The sequence below is a fragment of the Candidatus Leptofilum sp. genome, assembly GCF_965223525.1.
Classification (GTDB): Bacteria; Chloroflexota; Anaerolineae; order Promineifilales; family Promineifilaceae; genus Leptofilum.
The window spans coordinates 997,403-1,022,639 of record NZ_CBDCWX010000005.1; the positions used below are offsets into that span (position 1 = coordinate 997,403).

16 protein-coding genes are annotated in these 25,237 nt (G+C 51.2%); 4 read left to right on the forward strand and 12 right to left on the reverse strand.

All coding sequences use genetic code 11. From position 1 onward, the window contains the following. Nucleotides 1–61 precede the first annotated feature (61 nt). From ACOQPM_RS09775 to ACOQPM_RS09810, 8 genes are all read right to left on the reverse strand, one after another. Nucleotides 62–910 (reverse strand): hypothetical protein, encoded by an 849-nt coding sequence (locus ACOQPM_RS09775; RefSeq protein ID WP_420629069.1) that lies wholly within the window; start codon nt 908–910, stop codon nt 62–64. Nucleotides 911–927: 17 nt separating this feature from the next. Continuing rightward, nucleotides 928–3,210: a formylglycine-generating enzyme family protein gene (locus ACOQPM_RS09780; RefSeq protein ID WP_420629070.1), complete on the reverse strand. Its 2,283-nt coding sequence runs from the start codon at nt 3,208–3,210 to the stop codon at nt 928–930. A 2-nt stretch (nt 3,211–3,212) separates the two neighbouring features. After that, a complete protein-coding gene (locus ACOQPM_RS09785; RefSeq protein ID WP_420629071.1) occupies nt 3,213–4,310 on the reverse strand; it encodes a C39 family peptidase in 1,098 nt (365 codons plus the stop codon). A gap of 70 nt (nt 4,311–4,380) precedes the next feature. Further along, nucleotides 4,381–5,490 (reverse strand): NBR1-Ig-like domain-containing protein, encoded by a 1,110-nt coding sequence (locus tag ACOQPM_RS09790; RefSeq protein ID WP_420629072.1) that lies wholly within the window; start codon nt 5,488–5,490, stop codon nt 4,381–4,383. Nucleotides 5,491–5,571: 81 nt separating this feature from the next. After that, nucleotides 5,572–8,751, reverse strand: a complete 3,180-nt coding sequence (locus tag ACOQPM_RS09795; RefSeq protein WP_420629073.1) for an NBR1-Ig-like domain-containing protein — start codon at nt 8,749–8,751, stop codon at nt 5,572–5,574. An 89-nt stretch (nt 8,752–8,840) separates the two neighbouring features. Continuing rightward, a complete protein-coding gene (locus ACOQPM_RS09800; RefSeq protein WP_420629074.1) occupies nt 8,841–13,841 on the reverse strand; it encodes a pre-peptidase C-terminal domain-containing protein in 5,001 nt (1,666 codons plus the stop codon). After that, a complete protein-coding gene (locus ACOQPM_RS09805; RefSeq protein ID WP_420629075.1) occupies nt 13,838–15,064 on the reverse strand; it encodes an SIR2 family NAD-dependent protein deacylase in 1,227 nt (408 codons plus the stop codon). Before ACOQPM_RS09805 ends, ACOQPM_RS09800 begins: the two co-directional genes overlap by 4 nt. Beyond that, nucleotides 15,061–15,939 (reverse strand): formylglycine-generating enzyme family protein, encoded by an 879-nt coding sequence (locus ACOQPM_RS09810; RefSeq protein WP_420629076.1) that lies wholly within the window; start codon nt 15,937–15,939, stop codon nt 15,061–15,063. Before ACOQPM_RS09810 ends, ACOQPM_RS09805 begins: the two co-directional genes overlap by 4 nt. A 533-nt stretch (nt 15,940–16,472) precedes the next feature. Here ACOQPM_RS09810 and ACOQPM_RS09815 point away from each other — a divergent pair. After that, nucleotides 16,473–17,642, forward strand: a complete 1,170-nt coding sequence (locus tag ACOQPM_RS09815; RefSeq protein ID WP_420629077.1) for an aminotransferase class V-fold PLP-dependent enzyme — start codon at nt 16,473–16,475, stop codon at nt 17,640–17,642. On the opposite strand, the gene ACOQPM_RS09820 is transcribed toward ACOQPM_RS09815, so the two are convergent. The 4 genes from ACOQPM_RS09820 to ACOQPM_RS09835 form a co-directional block, all read right to left on the reverse strand. Beyond that, the gene (locus ACOQPM_RS09820; RefSeq protein WP_420629078.1) at nt 17,624–18,778 is read right to left on the reverse strand and encodes a choice-of-anchor X domain-containing protein; all 1,155 of its coding nucleotides are present in this window, start codon (nt 18,776–18,778) and stop codon (nt 17,624–17,626) included. The two genes, ACOQPM_RS09815 and ACOQPM_RS09820, sit on opposite strands and share 19 nt — an antisense overlap. Nucleotides 18,779–18,839: 61 nt before the next feature. Next, nucleotides 18,840–19,544: a sulfite exporter TauE/SafE family protein gene (locus ACOQPM_RS09825; RefSeq protein WP_420629079.1), complete on the reverse strand. Its 705-nt coding sequence runs from the start codon at nt 19,542–19,544 to the stop codon at nt 18,840–18,842. 136 nt (nt 19,545–19,680) lie between these two features. After that, nucleotides 19,681–19,977, reverse strand: coding sequence for a hypothetical protein (locus tag ACOQPM_RS09830; RefSeq protein ID WP_420629080.1), 297 nt, complete (start codon nt 19,975–19,977; stop codon nt 19,681–19,683). Further along, a complete protein-coding gene (locus ACOQPM_RS09835) occupies nt 19,964–20,176 on the reverse strand; it encodes a hypothetical protein (protein WP_420629081.1) in 213 nt (70 codons plus the stop codon). Before ACOQPM_RS09835 ends, ACOQPM_RS09830 begins: the two co-directional genes overlap by 14 nt. Nucleotides 20,177–20,435: 259 nt before the next feature. Here ACOQPM_RS09835 and ACOQPM_RS09840 point away from each other — a divergent pair, with 259 nt between their 5' ends. The 3 genes from ACOQPM_RS09840 to ACOQPM_RS09850 all read left to right on the forward strand — a co-directional run bounded on the left by ACOQPM_RS09840 (nt 20,436) and on the right by ACOQPM_RS09850 (nt 25,199). After that, nucleotides 20,436–20,780 carry a hypothetical protein gene (locus ACOQPM_RS09840; RefSeq protein WP_420629082.1) on the forward strand — a complete coding sequence of 115 codons (345 nt, stop codon included), beginning with the start codon at nt 20,436–20,438 and terminating at the stop codon, nt 20,778–20,780. Then, nucleotides 20,747–21,130, forward strand: a complete 384-nt coding sequence (locus tag ACOQPM_RS09845) for a hypothetical protein (protein ID WP_420629083.1) — start codon at nt 20,747–20,749, stop codon at nt 21,128–21,130. Before ACOQPM_RS09840 ends, ACOQPM_RS09845 begins: the two co-directional genes overlap by 34 nt. Nucleotides 21,131–21,215: 85 nt before the next feature. After that, complete coding sequence (locus ACOQPM_RS09850) at nt 21,216–25,199, forward strand: tetratricopeptide repeat protein (RefSeq protein WP_420629084.1); 3,984 nt, start codon at nt 21,216–21,218, stop codon at nt 25,197–25,199. Nucleotides 25,200–25,237: the final 38 nt, after the last annotated feature.

Genomic DNA, 25,237 nt, shown 5'->3' on the forward strand with positions numbered 1-25,237 from the left:
AAACCAATAAGCAATATTTCTCTCTGGTAAGTGGAAAATGTATCTAAAGAAGTCCAGTTTCTTAGCGGACTTCAATGAGTCCTTTCACACTGTACTTGCTTTCCTCACCGGTATCACTTGATCCTGTCACAACTAAGACATAAGCCGTTGTTTCTACTTGATCTTCTTTTTCAACAGTATCAAGCTGCCACCTGTGCTTTTTTTTGTTTTGCCACAATTCTATTGGTTCATCATCAATACGATAATCTGCCAATTTGTAGGTGAGCTGTTGTACTTCCGTTGCATCTACACGATCAATGAAAGTAGGCGCATTCTCATTCTCGTCAGTTGTTGACCACCGGTTATCATTTTCATTAAGAGCGTTGATTTTCTTGATAGCATCAATGATCTCTCCCTCACTGGTCTCATCTTTTCCTAAAAACATCTCGCCCTGAACATTTGTCGTTCCCCCGTTTAATTCTAAAAAGTTATTGCCAACTGATATAGTATTCTTAAGTTTGATATAAAAGGAATAGACATGTTGAATCCCATCATTAATACTAGGATCTATATCTAGTTCAATGCTAAATGGTTGTTCATCCGCTTCGTAAGGTAATTCAAACCCAAAATGCACGAAATTGTTGGCTAAATTTTTTCCAACCTCCAAATCAGCTAACCGATCATCCCGCCAAATCTTCACAAATCGTTGGCCTGCTTTTATCCCCTCGTCAATAAAAAACCAAGGTTGTTCTGCATCACCAATGAATTCACGAATCACATCGATCATTTCTGCTTTAACATTAAACTGTAACAGGCAGTGGCCAACCTGGTATTTGGCATGACTAATAAGCCCATCAATTGATTTTGCTCCAGGGTCAATATGTACAGTTGGGTCATCAAAAATTAGTGGTGTTGTCTTTATATCTGGCATTATATCCCTCCATAAATCTAATCATGTCCTACACAACGAAAGCCTACTTTATCATCAACCACAAACGGTAAACTAAAGTATGTAACTTCAGGGGAAAAATCAACGCTCTGCCAGCTTCCACCGACAGGGTCTAGAAAAAGGAGTTCACAAGACCCATCCGCTTGGCTCTGGCAAAGTTCCTCCGGCCTGCCATTCCAATCTCCAAACTCACGCTCAGAAAAGGAACGCGTCCATTCCCAAACATTGCCGACGAGGTGGTAAATTTTGGTATCGCTAACTCCGTTATTCATATTTGGGATGACTGGCATTGGTAGAACCTCACTTCCATTGGCAATATTGGGAGGAGTTTCGGCTAAAGAAGGCTCAATAAAATCATACGTTGTTCTCCATTCTTCATACGTCGGTAATTGCCTGTCCAACCATTGGCAATAGTCGCTGGCTTGTTGGGCAGTTACACCTACCACGGGTAGATTCTGAAGCGAGACATTTAGATAGCCATTCGAGGGATCGGCAGGTGCGGTACAGACATCGGCCTGAACACATAGTTGATATTGCTTATTCGACACTTCATGCTGCTCAATCTGTATCTGTTCCCCAACTGAGATCAGGGGAGTGCGAGCTTGCCGTTGTAAATAGCTACTGCGAACATCGGAAGAAAAGAAGATTCCAATTACTAACAAGGCGACTGTAGTTGCTGACAACGCAAGGGAGCGAGCCAATTTTAGCTGACGCTTACGCATTGCTTCCTTAGCCCTTTCTCGTTCCTTCACGGCCTCTTGGCTTAAGTCGATCAGGCGAAAAGCCTCGAAGGAAAGGTTGAGATTGGCTAGATATGGCTCGATAATTGCCAGCTTATCGTGGGCAATGCGGGATAGAGCGTTCTCACGTGAAATCAATAATTCCTGATAGATGATCTCTTGAGCTAGCTTACGCCTCTGAGTTTCAGGATCGAGAGCAATCTCTGCCAACAAGTAATCATGTGTCAATTCATAGATCGATTCATCATTTTCATCTTTTTCAAGGCGAATGAGGTGATTGTTATGCAAAACTTCTAAAGTTTCCTCAAGAGCCTGACCAGCATCTTGCCCCAATTCTAAGGTCAATTCACGTCGGCTTTTTTTGACGCGCATCTTTTGTGAGTTTGTTAATGCTTCCAGAGTGCGGCTAGCTATTTGACGCTGACGACCAGACATTTGGCGATGTAATACGCGAGACAAATGACTGGTCAAAATACCCTCTGCCCCGGAAGCTCCGTGTCCACGCGGTTTTTGATAGAGTGGCCTACTAATCACCTTGACATTTTCGTCCACCAATTCTTCAAACAATGTGTAGCAGACCAGTTGCATTTGAACCGGGGCGATTCCTTCTTCACCATCATCCAAATCAGCTAAAATTTCCGCAACTAACCCATCTTCATAGCTTATTCCTTTACGTTTAGCTGGTTCAGTTATCACTTCCTGGGCTTCCTCCATTTTGAAGGTTGGTAAGAAGTAAGCATTGTCGAAAGGCTTTAGTCCACGAAATAGTCTCAGCTCTGAGAAATATTCTTTGCGCAGAGCCAGCACCCACCAAATTGGTAAACCCGAATCCACACAAGCTTGAAGAACCTCTGCAAACGTTTCTTGCTCTGAGAGAGAAAGTTCCGTGAAGAACTCTTCAAACTGATCGATGAAGATGTACAAACGTTGGCCACCTAAATAATGTACTACCCTTGCTAAAAATCCGTTCAATGACATTTGGTCATCCGCAAAGCGGCTCAACTCGGGTTGGCTGTTGTAATCTGGCAGAAAGGCACGTTTGATGCTTTCAGTTGGTGTTTGCCGATACGGCCGTAAATACAAAGGAAAATGCCCCTCAGCCAATAATCGTGAAGCCAACCCAGCCTGCAACAGTGACGACTTGCCAGAACCCGAATCAGAATACAGAATGGTGAGCTGACTCTGTTGCATTTTTTCTTGCATTTCCTGAATAGCAGCGGAACGGCCGTAAAAAAACGGAGCATCCTGCAACTCATAATCCAACAAGGCTTTGTATGGATTAAATCGGCTGTCGTGGGTTATTGTGGCAACGTTGGCAATATTTTTGAGCTTTGTCTCGATTGATTCAGCCAACTTTCGTTCTGCGAGCTGAATTGATTTATCTAGCTCATCTACTCCTGAAAGGGCTTGATGAATTTGATTAACAATGACACTGGCACCTTTGCCAATGGCAGCAAGGCTTCCCGCAACATTACCAACAGTGATTTTGTCGCCACCGATATTTTCGTGAGGAACGGCCGTTCCTGGAGGATCAACAACCATTGTTAGCTGCCCTCATCTTCCGCAAAGCCAATGCCCACCGAATTTTTGCCCAATTCGTTGTAATCTAGCGCGGGCAAATCTGGGTTCACCAGCTCATCCAGACTGAGTGCCTTCGCCTGGTCAATCGTGTCGCTAGGCAGGGCAGGGTTCGTGCCTGCCCCACTTTGCCCCAGATTCGGAATCAATAGTTTTTCGCCCAGCATCAACCCCTCACGCTTCAAATCATTGAACGTTTTGATGGTTGGCCAGCGATGTTGCTCACCATAAAAACGTGCCGCCAAACCAACCAGCGTATTGCCAGATTGCACGGTGTGGGTTGTGTAGGTTTCTGCAAAATCGCCTAGATGGGTGCGCCAAAGCTGCTTTTCTGCCTCAGTTTCGGGCGGTTCCGTCCAGCGGTAGGCAGCCAGTGCCCACATCCGCCGCTCTTCATCGGCAACTGGCTCTGTGGGTGCGGTCAGTGTGGTGGGGGCAACGGGCGTTGTGGGGGTCGTGGGTTTGGGGGGCGTAACGGGGGCTGGCGTGGGAGCCGGAGCCGATTCAGTGGCAGCGGTGCGCTGCCCATCTCCAGCAATAATAACCACCCAGTTGGGATTTTCGTTATTGGTAAACCCGCCCCATCCCGCCGCAAACAGATCGTTGGGCAGTGCAAAGAATGCACCCTTGCTGCGTGCCGCCCACATGCCAAAAAGCGGATCGTGCATCAAAACGTGCGTGTCTGTGTAGCCTGAAATGACGACAAAGTGACCCCATTTGTAGCTATTTCCCGTTGCAGAAATCCATGGCTGATATTTCACCAGGGCGATCATTGGTTTGCCCGCATCAATGTTGGCACGTAAATGGTAAAATGCGGTGGCTTTGGTGTCGTACTGGATGTTGGTGGCGGTTACCTGATGGGCTTTGAAAACATTGACCAGTTCCCACACAAATGTGAAATCATTAGGGTCTTTGGATGGAAGATGATCATAAATGCCGTCTGGCGTGGCTGTTTTGCCAAAGTAGTTCAGGAGCATGGCAGTGCAGGTGGGGCCACAATCGGAATTATTGAATTTGGCATCATTGTCCCACTGGGAACGGTAAGGAATTTCTAGTTGAGGCATTTATATTTTTCTCCTTTTGAATGTTTAGACGCTTTGGGCGCACACGGGGGTGCGCCCCTACAGTTGTCGGTTACAAACCGGCGACGCGCTCACGGGTAAATGGTTTGCGTGTGCCTTTCTGGTGAATTTCGGAAATGGCGCTCCAGGGCGGCGTATGGGGATCGTCGTGCTTGCGTTCCCAACCAACCAGGCCATAATTTTTTGCGTAGAAGTATCGTTCACGGCCGTTTACCCATTCCAGTTCAAGCACATCGTTTAGCTCAATGCCGGTGGGGAAGCGATGTGTGGCATGGTGGGCGATCAGTTTGATGGTATCGGTAACCGTGCCGCTGTTGGCGGCAGAGTGGGAGCCGTCCGCTTTTTTGTAAAATTGCACGCGGCGCGTCTGCGTAAAGGTTTCGCCAATGGCCATGTGTCGGCGCAACCAGCGGCTACCTCGTGGCAAGTCGTCATCCTTTAAGCGGTAGAAACGGCCGTTCCCCGGCGACGTATCTGCATCCCGATAAATAAAATCACCATCGAAGAAAAACTGTTCCCACTGGGCATTTTTTACGTGGTAAAAGTGACCGCCATCCTCCTGGGTTTGCACCCGCTCCTGGCTGCCCCAGGCATTTTTCACCTCGTACTGGCGGCCGTCTCCCTTAATGAAGGCCAACAGATCAATCGTGGGCAGCGGCGCGGTTTCCATCGTGTCCACTTCTTCTAGATGTTCGGCCATTGTGCTTGTGTCGCCCGCAGCTGGGGTAGCCACTTTTGGATTTACTTCAGGCTGAACCACAGCCTGGGCATCCACCTCTACCTGCACCCAGCGGATGGGGCCAAACCGCGTACCGTCTGGAGCCTGTAGCTGCCAATTGGTGGCGTGCGTCCCTTCCGCCTGGGGCGCAATGATGGTGATAGTGAGCTGCGCGATGCCGCCCGGCGGCACCTGAGTCGGTGCGCCAATCTCTGTGATGGCGTAAGCCTTTCGCCAACTGAGCGAACCGCGCGGAAACGCTTCTGTTTCAGGGTGCGGGGTTTCGCTGTAGACAAGGCTGTAACGGCCGTCCCAGGTGCTGCTGCCGTTATTCTCAAATATCCAGGTGACTGGAAAGGTGGTGCCAGGTGGCAGTGCCGTTAGATCAATGCCGCGCATAAAGCCAGCAGCCTTTGCCTGGTTGTGAGCTGCGTTTGTGTTCATAATCTCTCCGTTGTTACTGAAGCGTATAGCGTATTTCGTATTGCGTAGGAAGAACGGAATACGCACTATGCAATACGTTTTTCAATTGCCAGAGCCACTCGGCTTGGTGTACACCATCGTAGAAATAATGGCGTTGCGTAAATTTGTTTCTGCCGATTGGGACGGAATGTGGTTCATGTATCGTGCTTTTAATGAGGTGATTCGGTTGACGGCCGTTGGCGGCGTCAGCGGATCAATCATCTGGTAATCGTCCCCCGACCGTTTGACGATGACCACCCAATGCTGATCCACAAAAGCAGTATTCAGCCGCGTATCTACCTGCGCCACCACAATATGCCCTTTGGCCAGCGCCTTATCAATGCGGCTGATGGGGTTTTCACCCGTCCAGACCGCCCAATCCACCTGCTTGTTGGGCCACGACTTCACATTTTTGTTGTACTGCAACCCGCCCAGATAAGCCGGAGCCAGGAATGGCGTGACGGAACTGTTAGCGCTAAATCCGCCCTGATTGGCTGGCATGTTTTTCAATCTTTGGTTCATCTCTTGTGGCGTAAGGCGCGTGCCGTAGGCTGAAAGCGCCATAGCCATGCAGGTCATCAGGCAGCCCCAGGTGCCAATTTTCTCTCGGCCAAAGCCAAGCTGGTCGTTGCGCCAGCGGGGGTCAACTTGCGAATACCACATTGTCTGGTCAGCTAGAAGGCGAGACAGCGGCGTGCTGGCTGCACCAGCGGCAGGCAGGCTGCCTGTAACCACTATCTTCGCCCAGAGCGGGTCACCAAAAAAGTTGCCCCGATCGTCTTTGAGTCGCCAAACGGAGTAAATTTCGCCCGTTTTGCTTTGTGGCGCGGTCATGGGCACGGTCAGGATAACCTCATCGCCCGGTTTGGCCACAGGTACCACATGCGACGCATTGCTGCGAGCCATCTCAAAATTGCCGTCCACGTATGCCAAATGGAAGCCATCGCCCCACTGCCGCGAGCCGCTATTTTTAACGCGCCACTGCTTGTTGAAGTCGGTGCCTGCCACAATTTTCTCGTAATCGGGGATGGTGTGGTCGGCCAGGAAGGTCATGTCTGGGGTGCGGGCAGAGGTGCCAACGGGGGGCGCAGGTACGACGGTGATGTCTACGTAAAAGTGGGCAAAAGCATTGCCTTGCGGGTCCTGAATTTGCCAGAAGCTGCGGTAGATACGGCCGTCCCGCTCTGGCGCAGTCAAATTGAGGGTGAAGACGGCCGTCTCGTCCGGTTCTAGCTGGGTAAAGTCGCCAGCTTCCGTGACGGGAATTCTTTGCTTGGCAATCATCGGGTCTGGATTGCTGCCGCGCGGTACGTAAACCAGCGTGTAATTTTTGTCCCAGGCGGTGGTGCCGCTGTTTTTGAACGTCCAGCGGCAGGTGAAGGACGCGCCTGCTGGCACGGCGTCCAAATTAGCCTGGGTGGAGCTAAAGGATTCAAAGGTCGCCTCAGAGACCTCTGTAAACAGATCAACTGACTTGGCCAGCCCTTTGTAACGGTCACGCATGGCCACGAAGGCATCAAACACATGCGCTTTGGGCTTGTTGTCGGCCGTGAGGATACCAGAATTACGCATGATGTCGGTCCAGCCAAACCAGATGAGTGCCTGCACATAGTCGTTGTAATTGTTGGCGATCTCATTCACAAATTCACGCATGTAGGTGGCAATGTTGGCATAATGCTCTGAGCCGATGTGGATGTCGGCCGCTGCGCCCACTTCGGTAATCCACAGTGGGATGTTGGGGTAAGCACGTTTGAACATATCCAGCGCATCCCCCAACTTGCCAATGGTGGCGTAGTTGAAGAGGGCGAGTTTGACGTAACGGCCGTATGGATGGTAAGCCAGCGCATCAACCGGCAGCTTGCCTCCCAGGGCTTGCTGCACCTGCCGCACGTATTCAATGGCATTGCCTGGCCCCGTCTTTAGCCCACCCAAAATCACCGGCGCACCCGGATGCGCCTGCCGAATCGCCGCCGACGCCTGCTGCAACACTTTGGCATAGTTGGCGGGGGCAATACCAATCGCGGAATGGTTTTTGTTACCTTTGTCGTTGCCAAATTCGCTGTCCTGCTCGTTGTGGATTTGGTAGGCCACCATATCGCCAAACTCAGCGCAGACCCGCGCCACGCGGCCGCACGCTTCGCCAAACCGCTGGGCGTAGGCACCCCAGCCGCCATTATCCCACGGCGCATTCCCCCAAAAAGTATCCTGGTGCAAAATGATCAGCGAACGAATGCCTTGATTGGCGTAGGTTTGGATGATGTGTCGGTAGCGTTCCTGATACGCTTGCTCTGGCGTTTTTTGCAAGCGCGATGCCCAAAAGACAAAGCGCACCCAGCCTAGCCCATTCATGCGCTCGGCGTCCAGCGGATGGCCGTCGTTGATGTTGACATTCATGCCGAAGCCGACTTCTTGGTCACTGCTGGGCTTGATGGGTATTTCTGTGGGGAGCTGCCGCCCCACGCCGATGGCCAGCCAGCGGATGTCGCCAAAGGCGTTGCCCTGGCCGTCTCGCAGTTGCCAATGGAAGGCATAAGCTCCGGCCGTAGTTGGTGCGGTGAGGCGCATGGCAATTTCCACCAGTTCGCCCGGTTTTACCTGCTCACGTTTGGTGAGTTCGCGTAGCGTGATTGTGGCGGGTGCGCCCATGGGGGTCGCGGTGCGGGTCTGGGTGTCGGGCACGCCTGTTGCCAGATACCCAATTTGGAAGTCGCCTGACCAAACGGCCGTGCCCATATTTTGCAACGTCCACGTAGCCGTAAACTGCTGTCCTGGCTGCATACTGTTGAAGTTGGCCACGCTGTTGCTAAAATCCACCATGCGGTAAGCCAGCGATGCACCAGTTGATTTCGGCACGACCAGCCGCATCCAGCGCACTGGGCCAAACTGCACGCCATTTGGCGCACGGAGCTGCCAATTGGTGGCAAAGGTTCCATCCCCACTGGGAGCCGTAAAGCGTAATGTGACCCAAAGCGTTTCGCCCGGCTTTACCGAGCGAATGTTGGAAAGCTGACCCAGCGGCTGGACTGTTTGTGTCCCTAACGGTGAGCGTGGCACGTTGGCCGTTTCTGGGTGGTGGGCTTCTGTGTATACAAGCTGATACTTGTCATCCCAGGTGGTAGACCCTGTGTTTTTGAACCCCCATTTCGCCTGAAACGTTTGGCCTGCTGCCACGTTGTCTAAATCAACGCCAACAGCTTCAAAACCAGCAGCTTCTGCCTGGTGCATGTGTGTACGTGTGCTCATGTTGCCTCCTGTCTGAAAAATTTCCACCTGCTAAAGGTGTCGATCTTCTTAAATGATTGTTACGCGGTTAGGTTACTCTCCTGAGGATTTTATTCATTGCGAAGAATTTCCAGCAAATTGTGGTTTATATCACCATCAACAATAAATGGATTACGACCTTCTTCTAACTCTTCAATCCATCCTTCTCGCAATGTTTTGTTATACCCCCCTTCCCATTCAATAAATTGACGGAAATATATAAGGGCTTCTTCTGTACGGTCGAGTAAAGCAAGGGCTACCGCATAGCTGTCGGCAATGCCGCCGTTGGTTGGGTCTAGGGAAACGGCCGTTTCACAAGCAAACAACACCTCTGCCGCGAAGCCCCACAAGCTGCCCCACCAACATATTTCATTATATTCTATAGCCGTTAGCCGATTAGGCTCGTCAAAGACACCAATTTCTTGCAGCTGGGCTAACCCTTCAGCAACCATACCCTGCTCAATTTGCTCTAAGGAAGCCGGAATAGGGTTTGTTTCGATCGTAAGCTCATACTCCCCTTCACTGCCACCCAAGCCGGTGGCGCGAATGTAGTATTGGCCTGATTCAGAAATTGGAAAATCTTCAATTAAAGCGTTGAGATTGCTGCCACCATCATCATCTTCCATTAGCAAATTGTTATTTGAGTCGAGCAGGGTGAGATAAGGGTCAAGCCCAATATCAACTTCATTCATCCTGATGGTGACAAAGTCACCTGCCTGCGCCTTGAAAATCCACACTTGCGACTCTTCCATGTTAGCGATTTCGCTTGTATTCAATGAAATTTCTGAAGGTTTCCCCCTCGTAATCGTAAGCTCGTACCCTCCTACAGAACCACTCAAGCCAGTGGTCTGAATATAATATTGACCTGTTTCAACAAGTGGGAAGCTAATGATTAAAGCATTGAGGTTGCCGCCGCTATCATCATCTTCTATTAACCAATTGCTGTTTGAATCGAGCAAAGTGAGATAGGGGTCAAGGGCTTCATCAACTGCATTCATCGCGATGGTAACAAAGTCACCTGCCTGGCCTTCAAATACCCAAAGTTGGGTATCATCGGTGTGGGCTGAATTTGTAGAGCCTAGAAAAGCATTTTTGGGGAGTCCCTGGGTTACCTCAAGTTCATAGGAACCGAATGACATATCAATTCTAGTGGCGAGAATGATGTATTGTTCAGCTGAAGTAAGAATTAGAGTGGGAACTAATGAGTTAAAGCTCTCTCCATCATTGTCGTTAAAATCAACGAAATTCCCATCTGCATCGAATATAATTAGGAAGGGGTCTAGCGTGTCTGTTGTCGTGTTCATGGAAATAGAGAATATATCGCCAACATCCCCGTTAAATGCCCAAACCTGTTGTGCCTGAGTTGTGGAGACGATAGGCGTTCCTATTGAGAGGGATTTGGCAAATCCAACTAAACGATTGCATGCCATATCATAATCAGAAGCATCACCAAGGGCACAAATGAGCCCATAGTCAAAGATGATATTGTGGTTGAATACATCATAATATTTCTCGGGTAGAAGCGTTGCTATCTGATTAAAGGCTGTTTCATACTCATATAAGGCATCACTGTACAGTTCTTGATCAAGAAAATCTTTCCCTCTGGCAATGATATTGGCAATATCGATAAGGTCGCTGGCAATATTACTTTCTACAAGGGCTTGTAGCGTGTCGGTGTCATTTAATTGGCACGATGAGGGATCTAGAATATGTTGACTTAATAACTCTGCTAACGCCCAAGAGGAGAAGTCAATGTTTAGAATATCCTCATTATCCGCTTCTTGAGCAATTTCACTGGCATAAATGTAATCTTGTTCAGCTTCTGCTAAGTTGCATAGTTGTAAACTGATTTTAGCTTCGTCAAGGGCATTGAGGGCCAAGGAGATATGGGGGCCAAAATCGTAATATTCTTTGCAGGTTTGTTCATAGGAGTCTAAAGGAAAGGCATTTTCCCATTCTTCTTGGGTGAAATTGCGATTAGCGAGGCCACACCCTATTTGCGGCCAAGACGATAAATTTGCCTCGTACCAAACGATATTATTTTTATCATCAAGGGTTAGATAGGCTTGCTGGCTGGGCAAAAACAGGCCATTTCTGATTCTGTTTGCTGTTTGCAGAAGCGAACCTAATTGATGAAGTTGGATCTGTTCCTTATCAAATCGCCACCATTGTAAAAAACTACCCCCAGAGGTTACAAGCAGGCTGCTCTGGCCTTCGACTTCGGGAAGAAGGGCAATTGATTGAATGTTGTGGGAAGTTGGCACAGGAACAGCTTTAGATTCGCAAATATCGTAATCTAAAATGAAGAGTTGAGAGTTGCTCGTTTCGTTTTGTTGACCACTCCATACCAGATGGTTTTCATAGTCAAAAAAGGCAACGGCCGTAATGTTGGGAAGCGGCAACTGACAAGCGTGTGTCAGTGGCCCGCCGTCTGAAAGATTATGGATTTGGATCTGGCAAACGGCCGTTTCGTTTCCATCTCCTTGGCTACTCCCCGTTCCTGCACCTTCTTGTGCATCGGATGCCGGTTCATTTGCTTCGGCACAAGCGACGATAGCCAGAACAGTACCGTTTGCATTGAAGGTCATTGTTGAGATTGACGGGTCTTCATTTTGTTCGGTCATGGCCTCAATGGTAATGCTTTCACCAATTGCACCATCTGTAAGTGGAAATACAGTGACCGTTTTGTCTGCTGCAATGGCGAGTCTTGAGCTATTTTGATCAATGGTAGCCTGGGTAATGGTGTTTTTTGTGGTCGGTAGCTCAACTGTTTTTGTAATCAATTCATCAATTGACCAATAAACAATTGCACCCTCTTGGAGGGTAGCCAAGGTATGGGCTTGGGGGCCGGGAAAAAGATTTGAAATTGTTTCTGTTGGGACTAAGACGCTGCGACTAAAAAGCGTGTCTGCCTGATCCATCTCAGCTTCATCAGGCTGCGGTAAGTAAAAAAGTGCTTCAAGTAAAATACCCTGAGTAAAATCTTTGGCAGAGTTTATAGAAAGATTATCTGTTGTTTCAAATTGGGCACTTGTAATGGTTTGGTTGGCAACAACACCTAACAGCACCGCACTAACGGTTTGAGAATTATTTAAATATTCTTCGGCTTGGGCTGCTAGCCACAATGAATCTGCTATGTACTCTTGTTGCTGTGCCTCCACTTGAGCAGCTTCTGCTTCGGCCTGGGCTGTTGCTGCGCGATTGGCTGCTTCTTGTGCTTTAATTGCCTCATCGGATGCACGAGTGGCATTTGCAACTGCTGTGCTTTCAGCCGCAATTGCCTGAGTTGCAGCAGCTTCTGCCGTAGCCTGTGCCCCAATCGCTTGTTGCCTTAGGCTAAATGCAAAGATAGTAGCAACAATTGCTAGAACTGTAAAAACAACAGCTGTAGTGGCCAATCTTCCCTGTTTCGCCTTAGCTGCCTCTGCTTCTTCAGCACGTTTTTGCTGTAAATCTGCCTGTTTACGATGCTCATCGGCAATGGCTCGTTCGTGTTCTAATTGTTGCTGTTGTTGTTTTGCCTGCTGTTCTGTTTCTCTAGCCTCTTGGGCTTCTTGGCTGGCGTTCAGGTAGATATTCGCTTCATCTGGCAGGCTTTGCATAGTTTTTGCCTGCTGTTGGGCGGCTTTTAGGCTGTCGTCTTTTAGTAGCAGGGCGGGGTCTTGGGTTTTCTTATAAAGGAAAGCCGCATTGAGCCAGGGGGTTTGGCGGTTCAGGTTTTCTTGCCACTTTTGGTTGGCACTGAGGATGGGGTCTACAAAGGAGTCGTGAACGAGTTCGATAAACGGCCGTCCTCCCCGCATGTCGTCTCGCACAAGATGATGTTTGGTGTCTAGCAAGGCAACAATTGTTTCGGGAACGCCCTCTGTCTCCGTTTTGCCACGTGGTAACAAGCTGCGTGTGCCAGCCTCTGTTATTAGCTCTTTTGAAAACCAGTTGCGTAACTGGTACTCATCAATTGTGGGTAACGTAGGGTCATTTAAGATGCTAGTCACGGCCTGCTCATAATAGCTGGCTAAAGCAGTGTCAATAAATAGTGCTAGGGGATCCTCATTGGTTACGGTCGCACTGTCTACTCCCCCGTGTCGCGATTGCTTCACATATTGCTGTGCTACCTGATCTACATTTTCCATCGTGATGTTTTTGCCAGGAACATCTGCCAAACTTTGCCATAGCTGCATACAAACGACCTGAAGTTGAACCGTTTCTACATACGGATCCAACTTCTCTATTGTAGCCGTGCTACTCTGCACACGGCGCAGATAATTAACCAATTTTTGAGCAACTTCAGGGGCAAACGGCCGTCCTGCTTCCTCGGCTGGTAAACTAACTGCTTGGAGAGCGGCCGTTTCCCGCATACGCTCCATGTTATAGCGAGAGCGTAAGCTGTTGGGCAGCAAGTGAACATAAGGGGAAATCCGATCCACATAGTCGCCACGCATACTCAGGAGAATATATAAATAAGGATCCTCAGACATTGCCTTTGAGAGCTGGTGAAAAAAAGCAATCCGCTCCTGTTCATATTCTGGATGAACGGTAAAAATTTCCTCAAATTGATCAATAATTAGAACACGCGGTTTAACCGGAGTAAATGCTTCTTCCTCATTCCATTCATCATCTTCTTCTGTAGGATAAAAGTGACTACTCCTCTCATCAGCATAAATAAAATCTCTGCCGTCAAAAATAAGATCCAACAAAAATTGGCTTAAACGAAGAGAAACCAACTTCTCTGGCTGTTTGCTGATCCCTAAACTCATAAGCAAATTGAAGACAAAAATATTTTCTACACTATTCGGTGGCTTAACTGAATCACCCACGCGACCAATTGGCAACACCTCAAAACCTTCCTGTGAGTCTTCCAATTGAGGAATCAACCCAGCGTTGAGCAAGGAGGTCTTACCTGCACCTGATTGAGCGTAAAAAAGCACTAGCCGCCTGGCTAATAAAAGAGAATACAACTCATCTGTTTCACGAGAGCGTCCCTTAAATAGGTTGAATTGGTCGCGGGCAAAAGACCTCGGCCCAACATATGGATTATTGTTGTGTGCTAAATTTGGTTGCTGGGAACTCATGATTCTGCTCCAATCCAATCTAACCATTCCTGCCACAATGTATTGATAAAGTCATCTGATCGGCTAAACTTCACATCAAAAGAGGCTTGTTTGAAGTAATCTTTAATATATTTTTCGGCTTGTTTTCGATCCTTTTCTTTGTCATTGATCATGGGCTGTTCATCTAAATCAATATGAATAGCGGTACTGGAGCGACGACGCTTAACAAAGCCTTCATCTCCCCGGAGCAATCCTCGAAATAGAACTTTTAAGTCCCAATCATGTAATCGGTAGCCCAGCAGCAATAAAGAGGACTCTTTTAACACATGTTCAAAATAGGGGGGGATAATGCCATCACCATTATGACTTTGTCCTTTTTCATCCCGAGCAATTGCCCACAATAAATCCAGATAATCATCTTCACTTAAAACCATCGAGGCCGGGTATTGTTCCATGCCTAGCAAATGGTAAACAACCGGGTTGTTCTTGTCTGGCTTATAATCTGGGTTTGGTCGGTGTTCTGGAGCCAGATTCTCTGGTGCCATATTCCAAAAGCAAAGACGGCTTTGTGGATATTTACCTGCGGCCTCTAGCTCTCGTTCAATAAAATCATGGTAGCTAGTTGTGATATAAACTTTGATTGGTAAACGAGCCAATATTTGTAGCGGATCCTCTTGGCCTTCTGGAAATTGAGGATAGTCCAGCTCGGCTACAATATCTGAATAAGATAATGTTTGTTCTTCAGCTAATTGTCGAATAAAGGCCATTTCTTCATTATCGTTTTTCATCTCAGCAACATCATAAGCAATGCCAATCAACTCATCTTTTAGAAAGGAGAGATAATCTTCTTTGGCAGTAAGTGGCTCGTTATGAACAAGGGCATAAAATTGGGCCACTCGAGCAATGCGGATATTATCTGTAAGTGGGTAGGTGATGGGTTCTTCTTTACCTTCTAAATATGTGCCGCCATTAGCCCAACTTTGGGTTAGCTCTTCTGTAACATTCAGCTTGTCATAATCAATGTGGGAGTTGGCTTGGTTTTTAGCCGTCGCCACACCCAGGTTTTGGTCGGCATCATGGTCAAAAATATGGGCATTGCGTATGGTGTCACCAATAATTGGAATGAGTTTGCCATCTTGAATATCTTTGCACCGTTTTTTGAAAAATAAATCTTTACTTGGCTGGCTTTTTGGCCCGCGCTGTCGCGCTAGGGCATCTCCGCGCCGCATAGGTCTTGTGCTCATGTTGCCACCTCCCAATTGAGTACCACGCGAAAACCAATGCGGCCGTTTTTCATCCCACGCATATAAGGCAGTTCTGATTCACGCCGCGTTACTCTAAAAGGTCCGTCGGGCAGTAAGGAAGCCCCCCGCGTCACCCGCCGAATTCGCCGACTTTCTTTAAGAAAATCATGTCCACTGTTTGGCCTCCACCCTTCCTGCGCTTCCTTCCAAGGATATTTGCTAATAGAATCGAGATTATGGCGACGGTTGCGTCCCCATAACGACGTTGTCCACTCCCGAATACTGCCTACCATTTCTATAGGCAACCTGGCAGCTAATTCCCACTGGGCTTCAGACGGTAAGGTATACGGCCGTTCTGTTTCCTTGATAAGCCACGAGCAGTAAGCAAGGGCATCATACCAAGTCACTCCCTTTACTGGCAGCTCGCTTTGCTCCTCAGAGGGGTCGTTGCCGTTTTGCCAGCCTAGTTCAGAAGGCACATCCCTGTTAGTCGCGTCTAGAAAGAAATTATATTGTTCATTGGTTACTGGTTTTTCACTTATTCGATAAGCAGGTAAAGTCATTTCAAATTGCGGTGTTTCATAATCTGGGATGCCTTCATCTGGCTCACTGCCCATTTGAAACGTACCTGCTGCTACGAAAAGCGTTGCAGGTTCCCATGCTTCCGTTTGCATCTTCTCAAGCGTAAAGTCTTCCTGCTGCTCTCGATTGTTAAGCGTTAGAATTTGTTCAACAAGCTTTGGCGGAAGGTTAAATTGTGCCTTCGCGATATGGTAATTATTACCAATCTGGCCAATTTTCCCGTCGCCTGCAATGTTCGCCTGATGTCCATCAACACGCTGTCCTTGCTGGTTATATTCACTGTTTTTTATCATTGTAGAAATCCTGAGGTGTGTTTTATAGAGGTTACTGGACTATCGTTACTCTATCGCTAATTTGTGTGAGTTTGCAAAATGCCTGCACAACGGAAGGATACGATTGAATGGCGTGACGGCCGTATTCCCGAAAAAACTATTCGCTTTGGCTGACCTTAGACGAGAAATGACTGGATAATCGGTAACCGTCACGGCTCATACGCGCATCATTATGGTTGGGCATCAATTTTTGTACTGCAAACAGAGTTTGTGTGCAAACCACAGAACAATTTTGAGAACGAAGGACGGTTTCTCTGCGGTTTACTCAAGTAAAAGCCAAGTGCGAGGCTACTCTAGTTCAAAATTCTTTTGGCTTTTACAGCGTTGCCAGCAAATAGTTTGTGAAATAGCAAACGACAGTTTTGCCGACTACAAACAGAATAAATGATTTAAGGATGAGGGGCAACTTTGTGAAATGAAGCGCAAAACCAGGTTGAGCCTATTTTGGCAGGCAAAATTCTCAATATAACGCTACCGCAAAAAGGAAAAATCTTTTGAAAGCAGAGTTCTTAATCGATCCCGATGTTGTTTTCCTGAATCATGGCTCGTTTGGGGCGACGCCCAGGCCCGTTTTTGCCAACTACCAAGCGTGGCAGTGGCAGCTAGAGCGTCAGCCCGTACAGTTCATCCAGAAAGAACTGTGGAACCATTTGGCACAGGCTCGCCAGCAATTAGGCCACTTCGTGGGAGCCAATGGTGACGATCTTGTTTTCATTCCTAACGCCACGTTTGGTTTGAATATTGTGGCCCGGTCGCTGGTTTTGGGGCCAGGCGACGACGTGTTAACGACTGACCATGAGTATGGCGCGTGCACTAGCGTGTGGCAGTTTCTCAGCCAAAAGCGCGGCTTTGGCCTTGTGCAGCAGCCCATTTCTGTGCCGCTGACGACGCCGGAAGCAATTGTGGATCAGCTTTGGCAAGGCGTGACGCCTCGCACTCGCGTTATCTTCCTTAGCCACATTAGCTCGTCTACGGCCGTTTGCTTTCCTGTAGCCGAAATTTGTCATCGAGCGCGGCAGGCGGGCATTCTAACGATCATTGATGGGGCACACGCACCGGGGCAGCTGCCGCTGGATTTATCAGCAATTGACCCAGACTTTTACTTTGGCAATTTGCACAAATGGTTGTGCAGCCCCAAGGGGTCTGCATTTTTGTATGCACGGGCAGACAAGCAGTCGCTCATCGAGCCATTGGTTGTGGGCTGGGGCTGGGGGCCAGAGCGGACGCTATCGTTTGGCTCTGATTTTCTGGATTATAACCAGTGGCTGGGTACGAATGATGTATCGGCGTACCTAGCGGTTCCGGCGGCAATTCAGTTTCAGGTGGATCATGATTGGACGGCCGTTCGCCAAAACTGCCACCAGCTACTCACCGAAGCCATCCGCCGCATTTGCGCCCTCACCGGGTTGCCCTCCATTTACCCAGATGGCGGCGCAGGCTTCTATCATCAGATGGCCACCGTGCAGTTGCCCCAGTTGGCAAACCCGGAGGCATTCAAGGCGGCGCTGCTGCAACAGTTTAATGTTGAGGTGCCCATTGTGACGTGGAACGGCCGTCACCACATTCGCATCTCGGTGCAAGCCTATAACACCTCAGCCGACATTGACATCCTACTGCAAGCCTTAGCGGTTCTTCTGTCCACTGCTCACGACCGGCGGCGGTAAATGCGGCGGCCTTCCCAATCACAATGGTTGCATTTGTAGCGGCGTACCGGCACGCCAATTAAATCCAGCAAATAATCTGGCATTTCACGCGTAATGCGCTTGAAATCATGCTGCTGGCAGTTAGGGCAGCCAGCACTGTACTGCCAATCGGGTCTCTGAACAACGCGACTGTAACCAACTTGTGCCCCAAGCACCAAAAAGCCGACCAAGGCAAAGGCAGCAATGAGTCTGGCTCCCCAGCCAAAGCCAAGCCAGCTTAACCACCATGGCATCCCAGACAAGACACTGATGCGGTCGGTGCGGGCATCGTATTGAATCACAACCATCTCGGCCGGGAACTCTGTGCTAAATTCAAGCGGAATCGGCTCCATCGAACGGCCGCTTGCACCAACTCCCTCGTCTCGTCCTTGAATAAGCACATAGGCTTGGTAGCTGCTTGGCAGCGGAATGCGATAGGCTAACTGAAACTGCCCATTCCCAGATGGATCCATCTGCGTTTGGGTATCCTCACTATCCCAACGGTTTGGTTGAAAGCTACCCACAGCCACAACCCGCGCTGGCAGCGTGTCGTTGGCAGTAAAGGCATAGCTACGCGGCCACAAACGGCTTGGGGGCATCTCTGGATTAAAGGTGAAGGTGATTGGCTGATTTGGTGCGGTGGCAAATACCCAGGCAGATTTTTCGGGAACGGCCGAATTCCACTGTCCACAGGGCAACACCCGCCACAAATACCGCCCTGGCTCCTCAAATGTGATGGTGCGTGAATAAAGGTTATCCCCGGCCGTGCGATCACCGCTGGTGCCATCATCGAGCAGCGGCGTGCTACGGCCGTTCCAATCCAAAAAATCTCCCGTCAGGCAGTATCCTTCTTCAGGATTTGTGGGCGGCGTGACGGCCAATGGCTCCACTGGACGAGCAACGGTAGCCTGCGATTGTGCCAGCCGGGTGAAGGGATTGATAAGAAAGAGAACGGCCGTTGCCAGCAACAAAACCAGGAGCGCTTCTCGCCACCAGCGAAGCTGGGGCAACCTTCGCTGTTTACGAGAAGCAAAACGGTATCGTCGTTCCACACGGCGGCGGCGTTTTGTTGGGTCTTGGGGCTGTGCTTCTTCAAACTGCTCCTGTTGCTCATCCATAGCTGACAGTGTAATGAGTTCTTACTGTTTGAACAAGAGAATTCACTCAACCTTTACCCGGCTAACCAATCATTAGGCGAATTCCGAGCAGGACGAGGAGGATAAGCACGCCCCGGCGGAACTTGTCTGGCGTGACACAGCCGTCTACCAATCGCCCCAAAACAAGCCCTAACCCAATACCTGGCAACGCCCACAGATATTTTTGCCAAACAACGGCCGTAAAATTCCCGCTGATCGCATGGGCTGAAAGCGTAAAGAGGCTGTTGATAAAAAAGTACGCTTGCAAGTTGCCCTTAAAGGTGGCTGGCTCCCAGCGGCGGCAAGTGCCATAGATGATCACAGGGGGGCCGCTGGTGTTGTAAGCACCGCTAAGCACCCCGCCAATAAACCCAAAGCCATACGCCCATCCAGATTGGCGTAGCTGAGGCAGCCGCGGGGTAAACAGTGCGTACAGTGCGTAGCCGGTCACCACAATCCCCAAAATGGCTGTCACGATACGGCCGTCTACCGTGCGTAGCACAAAAACACCCAGCGGAATACCAACAACCGAAGCCAAAGAGATTCGCTTAACGGCGGCAAACTGGAGGCTTTTCCAATAACGGCGCAGCAAAAATATTTCGGCGGTGAGAGCCACCACCGCCACCAGCGGCGTTGCCGTTCCCACGCCAACTGCCCCCACCAGCAGCGGCATAGAAACCAGCGCCAGCCCAAAACCAGAGGCCGACTGGACAAAAATAGCCAGGAAGATAATCAGGGTCACAATCATAAGCGGCGGATTGTAACCGCAGTTGAGAGTGGCACAAAAAAAACGGCCGTTTCCACACACAACAGAAACGGCCGTTTTAATTTTGTAGGCGGGAAAGAATCCGCGCCACCAACGCGCAACAAGAAACTGCGGTTGCTTAAATAATGTCTTGACCCGTAACCAATTGAACCAGCGCCACTACAGCTATCGCCAACCCCCAACCCCAAAGCGGGAAAAAAGCCAGATATGCCCCCGCCTTCATGGAAATCCATTTGGGACGGCCGTTAAAAGCGTCATTTCGCAGACGGTAGCCCAAATCCAGCAGCAGCATCAAGGTACCGCCAATCAAAACCGCAACGGCCTCATTGCCCGGTGCCACAAAACGCTGGAGCAGCAAACCAACCGCGGCGCTACCAAACAAAAAGAGTATCGCTAACCCATTAAGCCGCATCATCTTTTGCCTCTATCGCCTGTTTCTTTTGGGCACGCCCTTCACGCCACATGCTCCACAAATTAAGCACCACAGCAGCCCCCGCAACCACCGTAATCCGCATAATTATCCGTTCTGCCGAGGGAAACGAGGTTGCCAACAACGCCCCAGCAATCACGATGACAACCAATAAACCAATTTGCACTAATTTGCTATTTTTCATTTCTATGACTCCGTTTTTTGTAACTCATAGGCAGCAGCTTACGGCTTTTATCTCACGTTTGTCTGACAATTAAAATGAAGGGAAAACCATCCCGACAAAATCGGCATTTGGCTATCGCTCCACAGTGCTAGACAAGGGGGCGGCAACAGATAAGACAAACTTTGGTAAACGCCTGAACCCATTGAACAACACAGCCAACTTCCTTATAATGTTTTTGTCCTTGAATTGTTCCGTTCGCAAATACAGTTGGGAGGTGCGTATGCTCATCAAAACCCCTAATCATATTGAATCCATCGCCTGGGAAGGCGAACTTGTGCCGCCGGAAACGGCCATGTCGGCCAAAGACGCGGCAGAACGCCCGGTAGTAACCCTGGGCAAGCCAGAATTATGGCCGGTTGCCGACGCCCTGGGAATCGAAGTTGGCAATGGACACCGCCGTTGGGCGGGGCTGAATTTTGGCTGGCTCGCTTTGCTTGTACCCTGCGCGACCCAAACGGCCGTCGCCAAATCACCAACGCCGCCCAATCCCTCTACCTGCGTCCCCGCAACGCCAGCGCAGAGCAGGGAGCTGTGTACGCCTACAGCCTCTTCCCCAACCGGCTGACAGTGGAAGACAAAGGCACGTTCAACGTCAAACTCAGCCCCGAACTCTCCTTTGCCAAAGTGATCAGCTTTAAACCGGGCGAGCTGGGCGTAGAAATTGAACACCGGCAGGCCTTTCCCATTGTGCAAAGCTACGGAGCAGGACAGACAACGGCCGTATGGGAATTCAAAAGCCATCCCGCCCACCCGCTTGATGGTGACCAATTTGTCTACGCCATTATTGCCGCCCTACCCGGCAGCGGCGGCGGACGTGGCTCCATTGAGTTTGTGGTGACCGTGCAGAATGAATTCGGCCCACTCCGCTATGGCATCCCGCAGGAAGAGAAACGCCATACTAGATTCACCCTTTAGAAATAATGAATTGTGAACAATGAATAATGAATTGAGAAGTGAGAGCCCCATTCACACTTCTCAATTCATTATTAGGAACTACGCCATGACCCAAATTCGACTCATCATTGACCGCCAGAAAGACGACTACACCGCCAAGTGGGTAGACGCCAATGGCCCTTTGTCCGATTCATTCCCGCTGGTTTTGCCCATGAACAGCGACAACGTGGAAGAACTCCGCTGGTATCTGGAAGAATTTATGCAGTTCCCCCTCGGCGGTGAGCGCACCAAAGCTGCCGCCGTTGAGCGCAAGCTGAAAACCTGGGGCGAAGCATTGTTCAACGCCCTCTTTGGCACGGTCGAAGGCACCCATGTTTACAACAACTTCATGCGCGACCCCGAACCCCGCCTGCTGACCATCGGCACAACCGACGCCGACGCGCTGGGGCAACCCTGGGAGATGATGCGCGACAAGCGGGGGCCACTGGCCTTTCGCGGCGTGGTCATCCGCAGGCAGCTGCAGGGCAGCGGGATGCGCGTCAGCTACGATTTTGGCTTGCCGCTGCGGATTTTGCTCATCGTCAGCCGCCCCACGGATACAGGCTTTATTGACCCGCGCACCAGCCTGCGCCCGGTGATGGACGCGCTGGACGAGCTACCCGACCTGGCCCAACTTGATTTTTGCGAACCGCCCACCTTTGCCCGGCTAGAAGAGATGGTGTCGGCAGCGCGGGCGGCGCAAGAACCGTATCACATCGTCCATTTTGATGGCCACGGCACCTACCTGCCCCGCACCGGCGTCGGCGCATTGGCCTTTGAGCGGGACAATGGCCAGTCTGAACTGATCGCCGGAACCCGCATGGGCGACTTGCTTTCCCGGCTGGAAGTGCCGCTGGTCATTTTAGAAGCATGCCGCAGCGCCGACCTGTCCCAGAAGCCCGTCTTTGGCTCCGTGGCCCCCGCTTTGCTGCAAAGCGGCGTCGGCAGCGTGGTGGCCTTTAGCCACGCGGTGCATGTGGAAGCGGCCAAACTGTTGGTGGAACGATTTTACCGCCAACTGGCCGATTCCCGTTCTGTAGGACAAGCCTTAGAAGAAGGGCGCACCCGCATCCACGCCAACCGCACCCGCTGGCTCTCTCGCGGCCCCAACGCCGAGACGATTGATCTGCAAGATTGGTTCATCCCCCAACTCTACCAAATCGGCCCCGACCCCACCCTCATTCCCTCTGCAACTCCCTCTCCCCGTGGGGGAGAGGGACGGGGTGAGGAGATTTTCCACAACTTCCCCCCGCCTCCCCGCTACCGCTTCCACGGCCGTGCCGCCGAACTGCTAGAGTTAGAACGCGCCTTCCGCCGCCACAACGCCGTCCTCTTTAGCGGGATGGGCGGGATGGGCAAAACAGCCCTGGCGCGCGAGGCGGCGGCCTGGGAACTGCGTAAAGGTCGCTTCAGCGCCGCCGTTTTTCACTCCTTTGAGCAAAAAGCGGGCGCGGAGCGGGTGGTGCAGCTATTGGGCGCGGCCTTGCGCGGGGAAGATTTTCCGGCTTTGTCGGCGGATGAGCGGTGGGAAACGGCCGTCAACCTCTTCCACCAAACCCCCGTCCTGCTGGTGTGGGACAATTTTGAATCCACCTTGCCCATCTACCAAAACGACGATCAGACATCTGATTTTTTGAAAAAATCGGATGTCTCGGAAGCCACCGCCTTCTCCGACGACGCCCGCGCCCAGCTGCACAAACTGTACGCTGAGTTGACTGGCGAGCGAAACGGCAAACGGCCGCAAGGCCGCCTGCTCGTCACCTGCCGTCCGCAGGAGACTGGCCTGCAAGGGCTTAAAGAGCTGCCGCTGCGTGGCTTAGCCCGCCCGGACAGCCTCTACCTGCTGGCCGCCATCCTCGACCAAAAGAGCATTGACGTGACCGCCAGCGCCTACGACCGGGACGAGATGGCCGACCTGCTGGCAAAGCTGGACGACCACCCCCTCTCTATTGAACTGGTGGCCCCCCATTTGCGGCAGCTAACCCCGGCGCAAATCGTGGCTGACTACGACCAACTGCTGCCCCAATTTAGCGACGACGACGCTTACGAAGGGCGCAACCGCTCCCTGCTGGCCTCTTTGGCATTTTCCCAACGCCGCCTCAGCGAAGCTGCCCAGCAGGTATGGCCTTACCTGGGCTGGTTTGATGGCGGAGCTTTTGAAGCGTCCATACTCGCTTTTGCCGAAATCGCGCCAGAAACGTGGGCGGCGGTGCGGGCAGAACTGGTGGAGACCGCACTGATTCGCGTCGAGGAGCTGGACGGCTTCAACACCCCTTACCTGCGTTTTCACCCCACATTGGCTGACGCGGCACGCCTCAACCCCGCTGAGGGCGAAACAACGGCGGCGCGATTTGTGGCGGTGTATTGGAATGTAATGGAATTGGCCGGCGACTTGCTGCGCGGCCAACACCCGGCATTAGGGATGGCGCTGACCGCCCGCGAAGAGGCCAACCTGCGCCGAGCCGCCGCCATTGCTTTTAAGCAAGGGAAACGGGCCGCCGGTGGGGGCATTGCCGAGACATTGAACGTTTACCTGCAACGCGCCGGGCGACTGCGTGAACGGAACGCCCTCACCGCCTGGACCAAAGCGCAGTTAGCCGTCCCGGATGACGATTTGCCGGACGATGCCGCTTGCGAAGCAATTTGGCGGCACGCCTGGACGCTGTTCACGCAGGGGCAGGCGGCGCAAGCGATAGAGGAAGTGCAAGGCCTCATCGAGACCCTACAAAACAACGGCCTCCGCGACGGTGCCGACCCCACCTTTCAAATAGCGCTGGGGTATCGTAGTCTAGGAAGGGTTTATGTCCGTGCCGGACGATTTGATTTGGCGGTGGCTCTTGCGAAACAAGCGATTAACTTGTTTGAAAAACTTCCAGGAGAAGCAGCGCAGGGCAACCTCGCCGCCGCGCTGGGCGACCTGGCCAACGCCTATAAAGATTTGGGCCAACTGGACGAAGCTCTGCGAATGGCCGAACATGCACTGGTTATTGACCGTGAAATCGGCCGTGACCGGGAAATTGCCGTCGGGCTGACACAAATCGCCCAAATCCTGACGGAGCAGAACCGGTATGGTGCCGCCGAACACCGCTATGAAGAAGCGCTGGCGGCAGCGCAGGGGGCTGGCGATAAGGAATTGGAAGGCTCAATCATACAGTGGATGGGCATTTTGCATGGTCGTCAAGGAGAGTACGGCCGTGCTGTCACCCGCTACCGAGAAGCGCTCAACATCTTCCAGCAAGTTGGAGAGCAAAGCTCGCAAATGCGTACTTGCGATTTGCTGGCAAGCGCCGAACAGCAGCGCGGGCAGTTGGATGCTGCGGCAACGTGGTACAATCGTGCCCACGAACTGGCGCAAAAACTCGGTGACCGGGGACAGTTAGCCGTTGTTGCCCAAAACCGGGGCATCCTCTACCAAACGCGGGCAAAGCAGGCCGCCGACAACACCCACCGTACCGCCTATTTGCGGCAAGCAGCGGCTTCTGTGGCCGAAAGTCTAGCAATCAAGCTAGAAATGGGCAATCAGGTAGGCGCAGCGTCGTCATATGGGCAGTTGGGGCAAATATACCGGCTGTTGGGAGAATTTGACAAAGCGGAAGAAAATACTTTGCAGACCGTGCGAATCTATGAATCGCTCAATTTGCCAGAAGTTTACATGCCTTACGGTGATATGGCTGCCCTCGCCCGCGGCCGGGGGGATGCAGCAGCGGCGGCGCAGTGGCAGGCTAAACGGGAGGCCAAACTCGCCGAACTAGAGGCCCTCCGTCGCGCTGATGCCGCCGATCAAGCTGCCAATCCACTGGCCAACCCGCAGTTGGCACAGTTCATTTTGGCACTGGCGCAAGCCGCATACCAGGCTCGCTCCACCAACGCCCCGCTCCCCCCTGACGTTGAGGAAGCCATCGCCCAACTCATGGAACAGCCGGGGCCATTGGGGCAAATCGGCCTCTTCCTCTCCGCCGTTGCCGCCAATGAACCCATTCCTGCCATCCCCCCCGGTCTCCCGCCCCAGTTGGCCCAAATCCTGCAATCATTGGTCGAGGCGTTGTCGTAAAAAACATGTGGTAGGGGCGAGGCAATCGGCCAAAACGT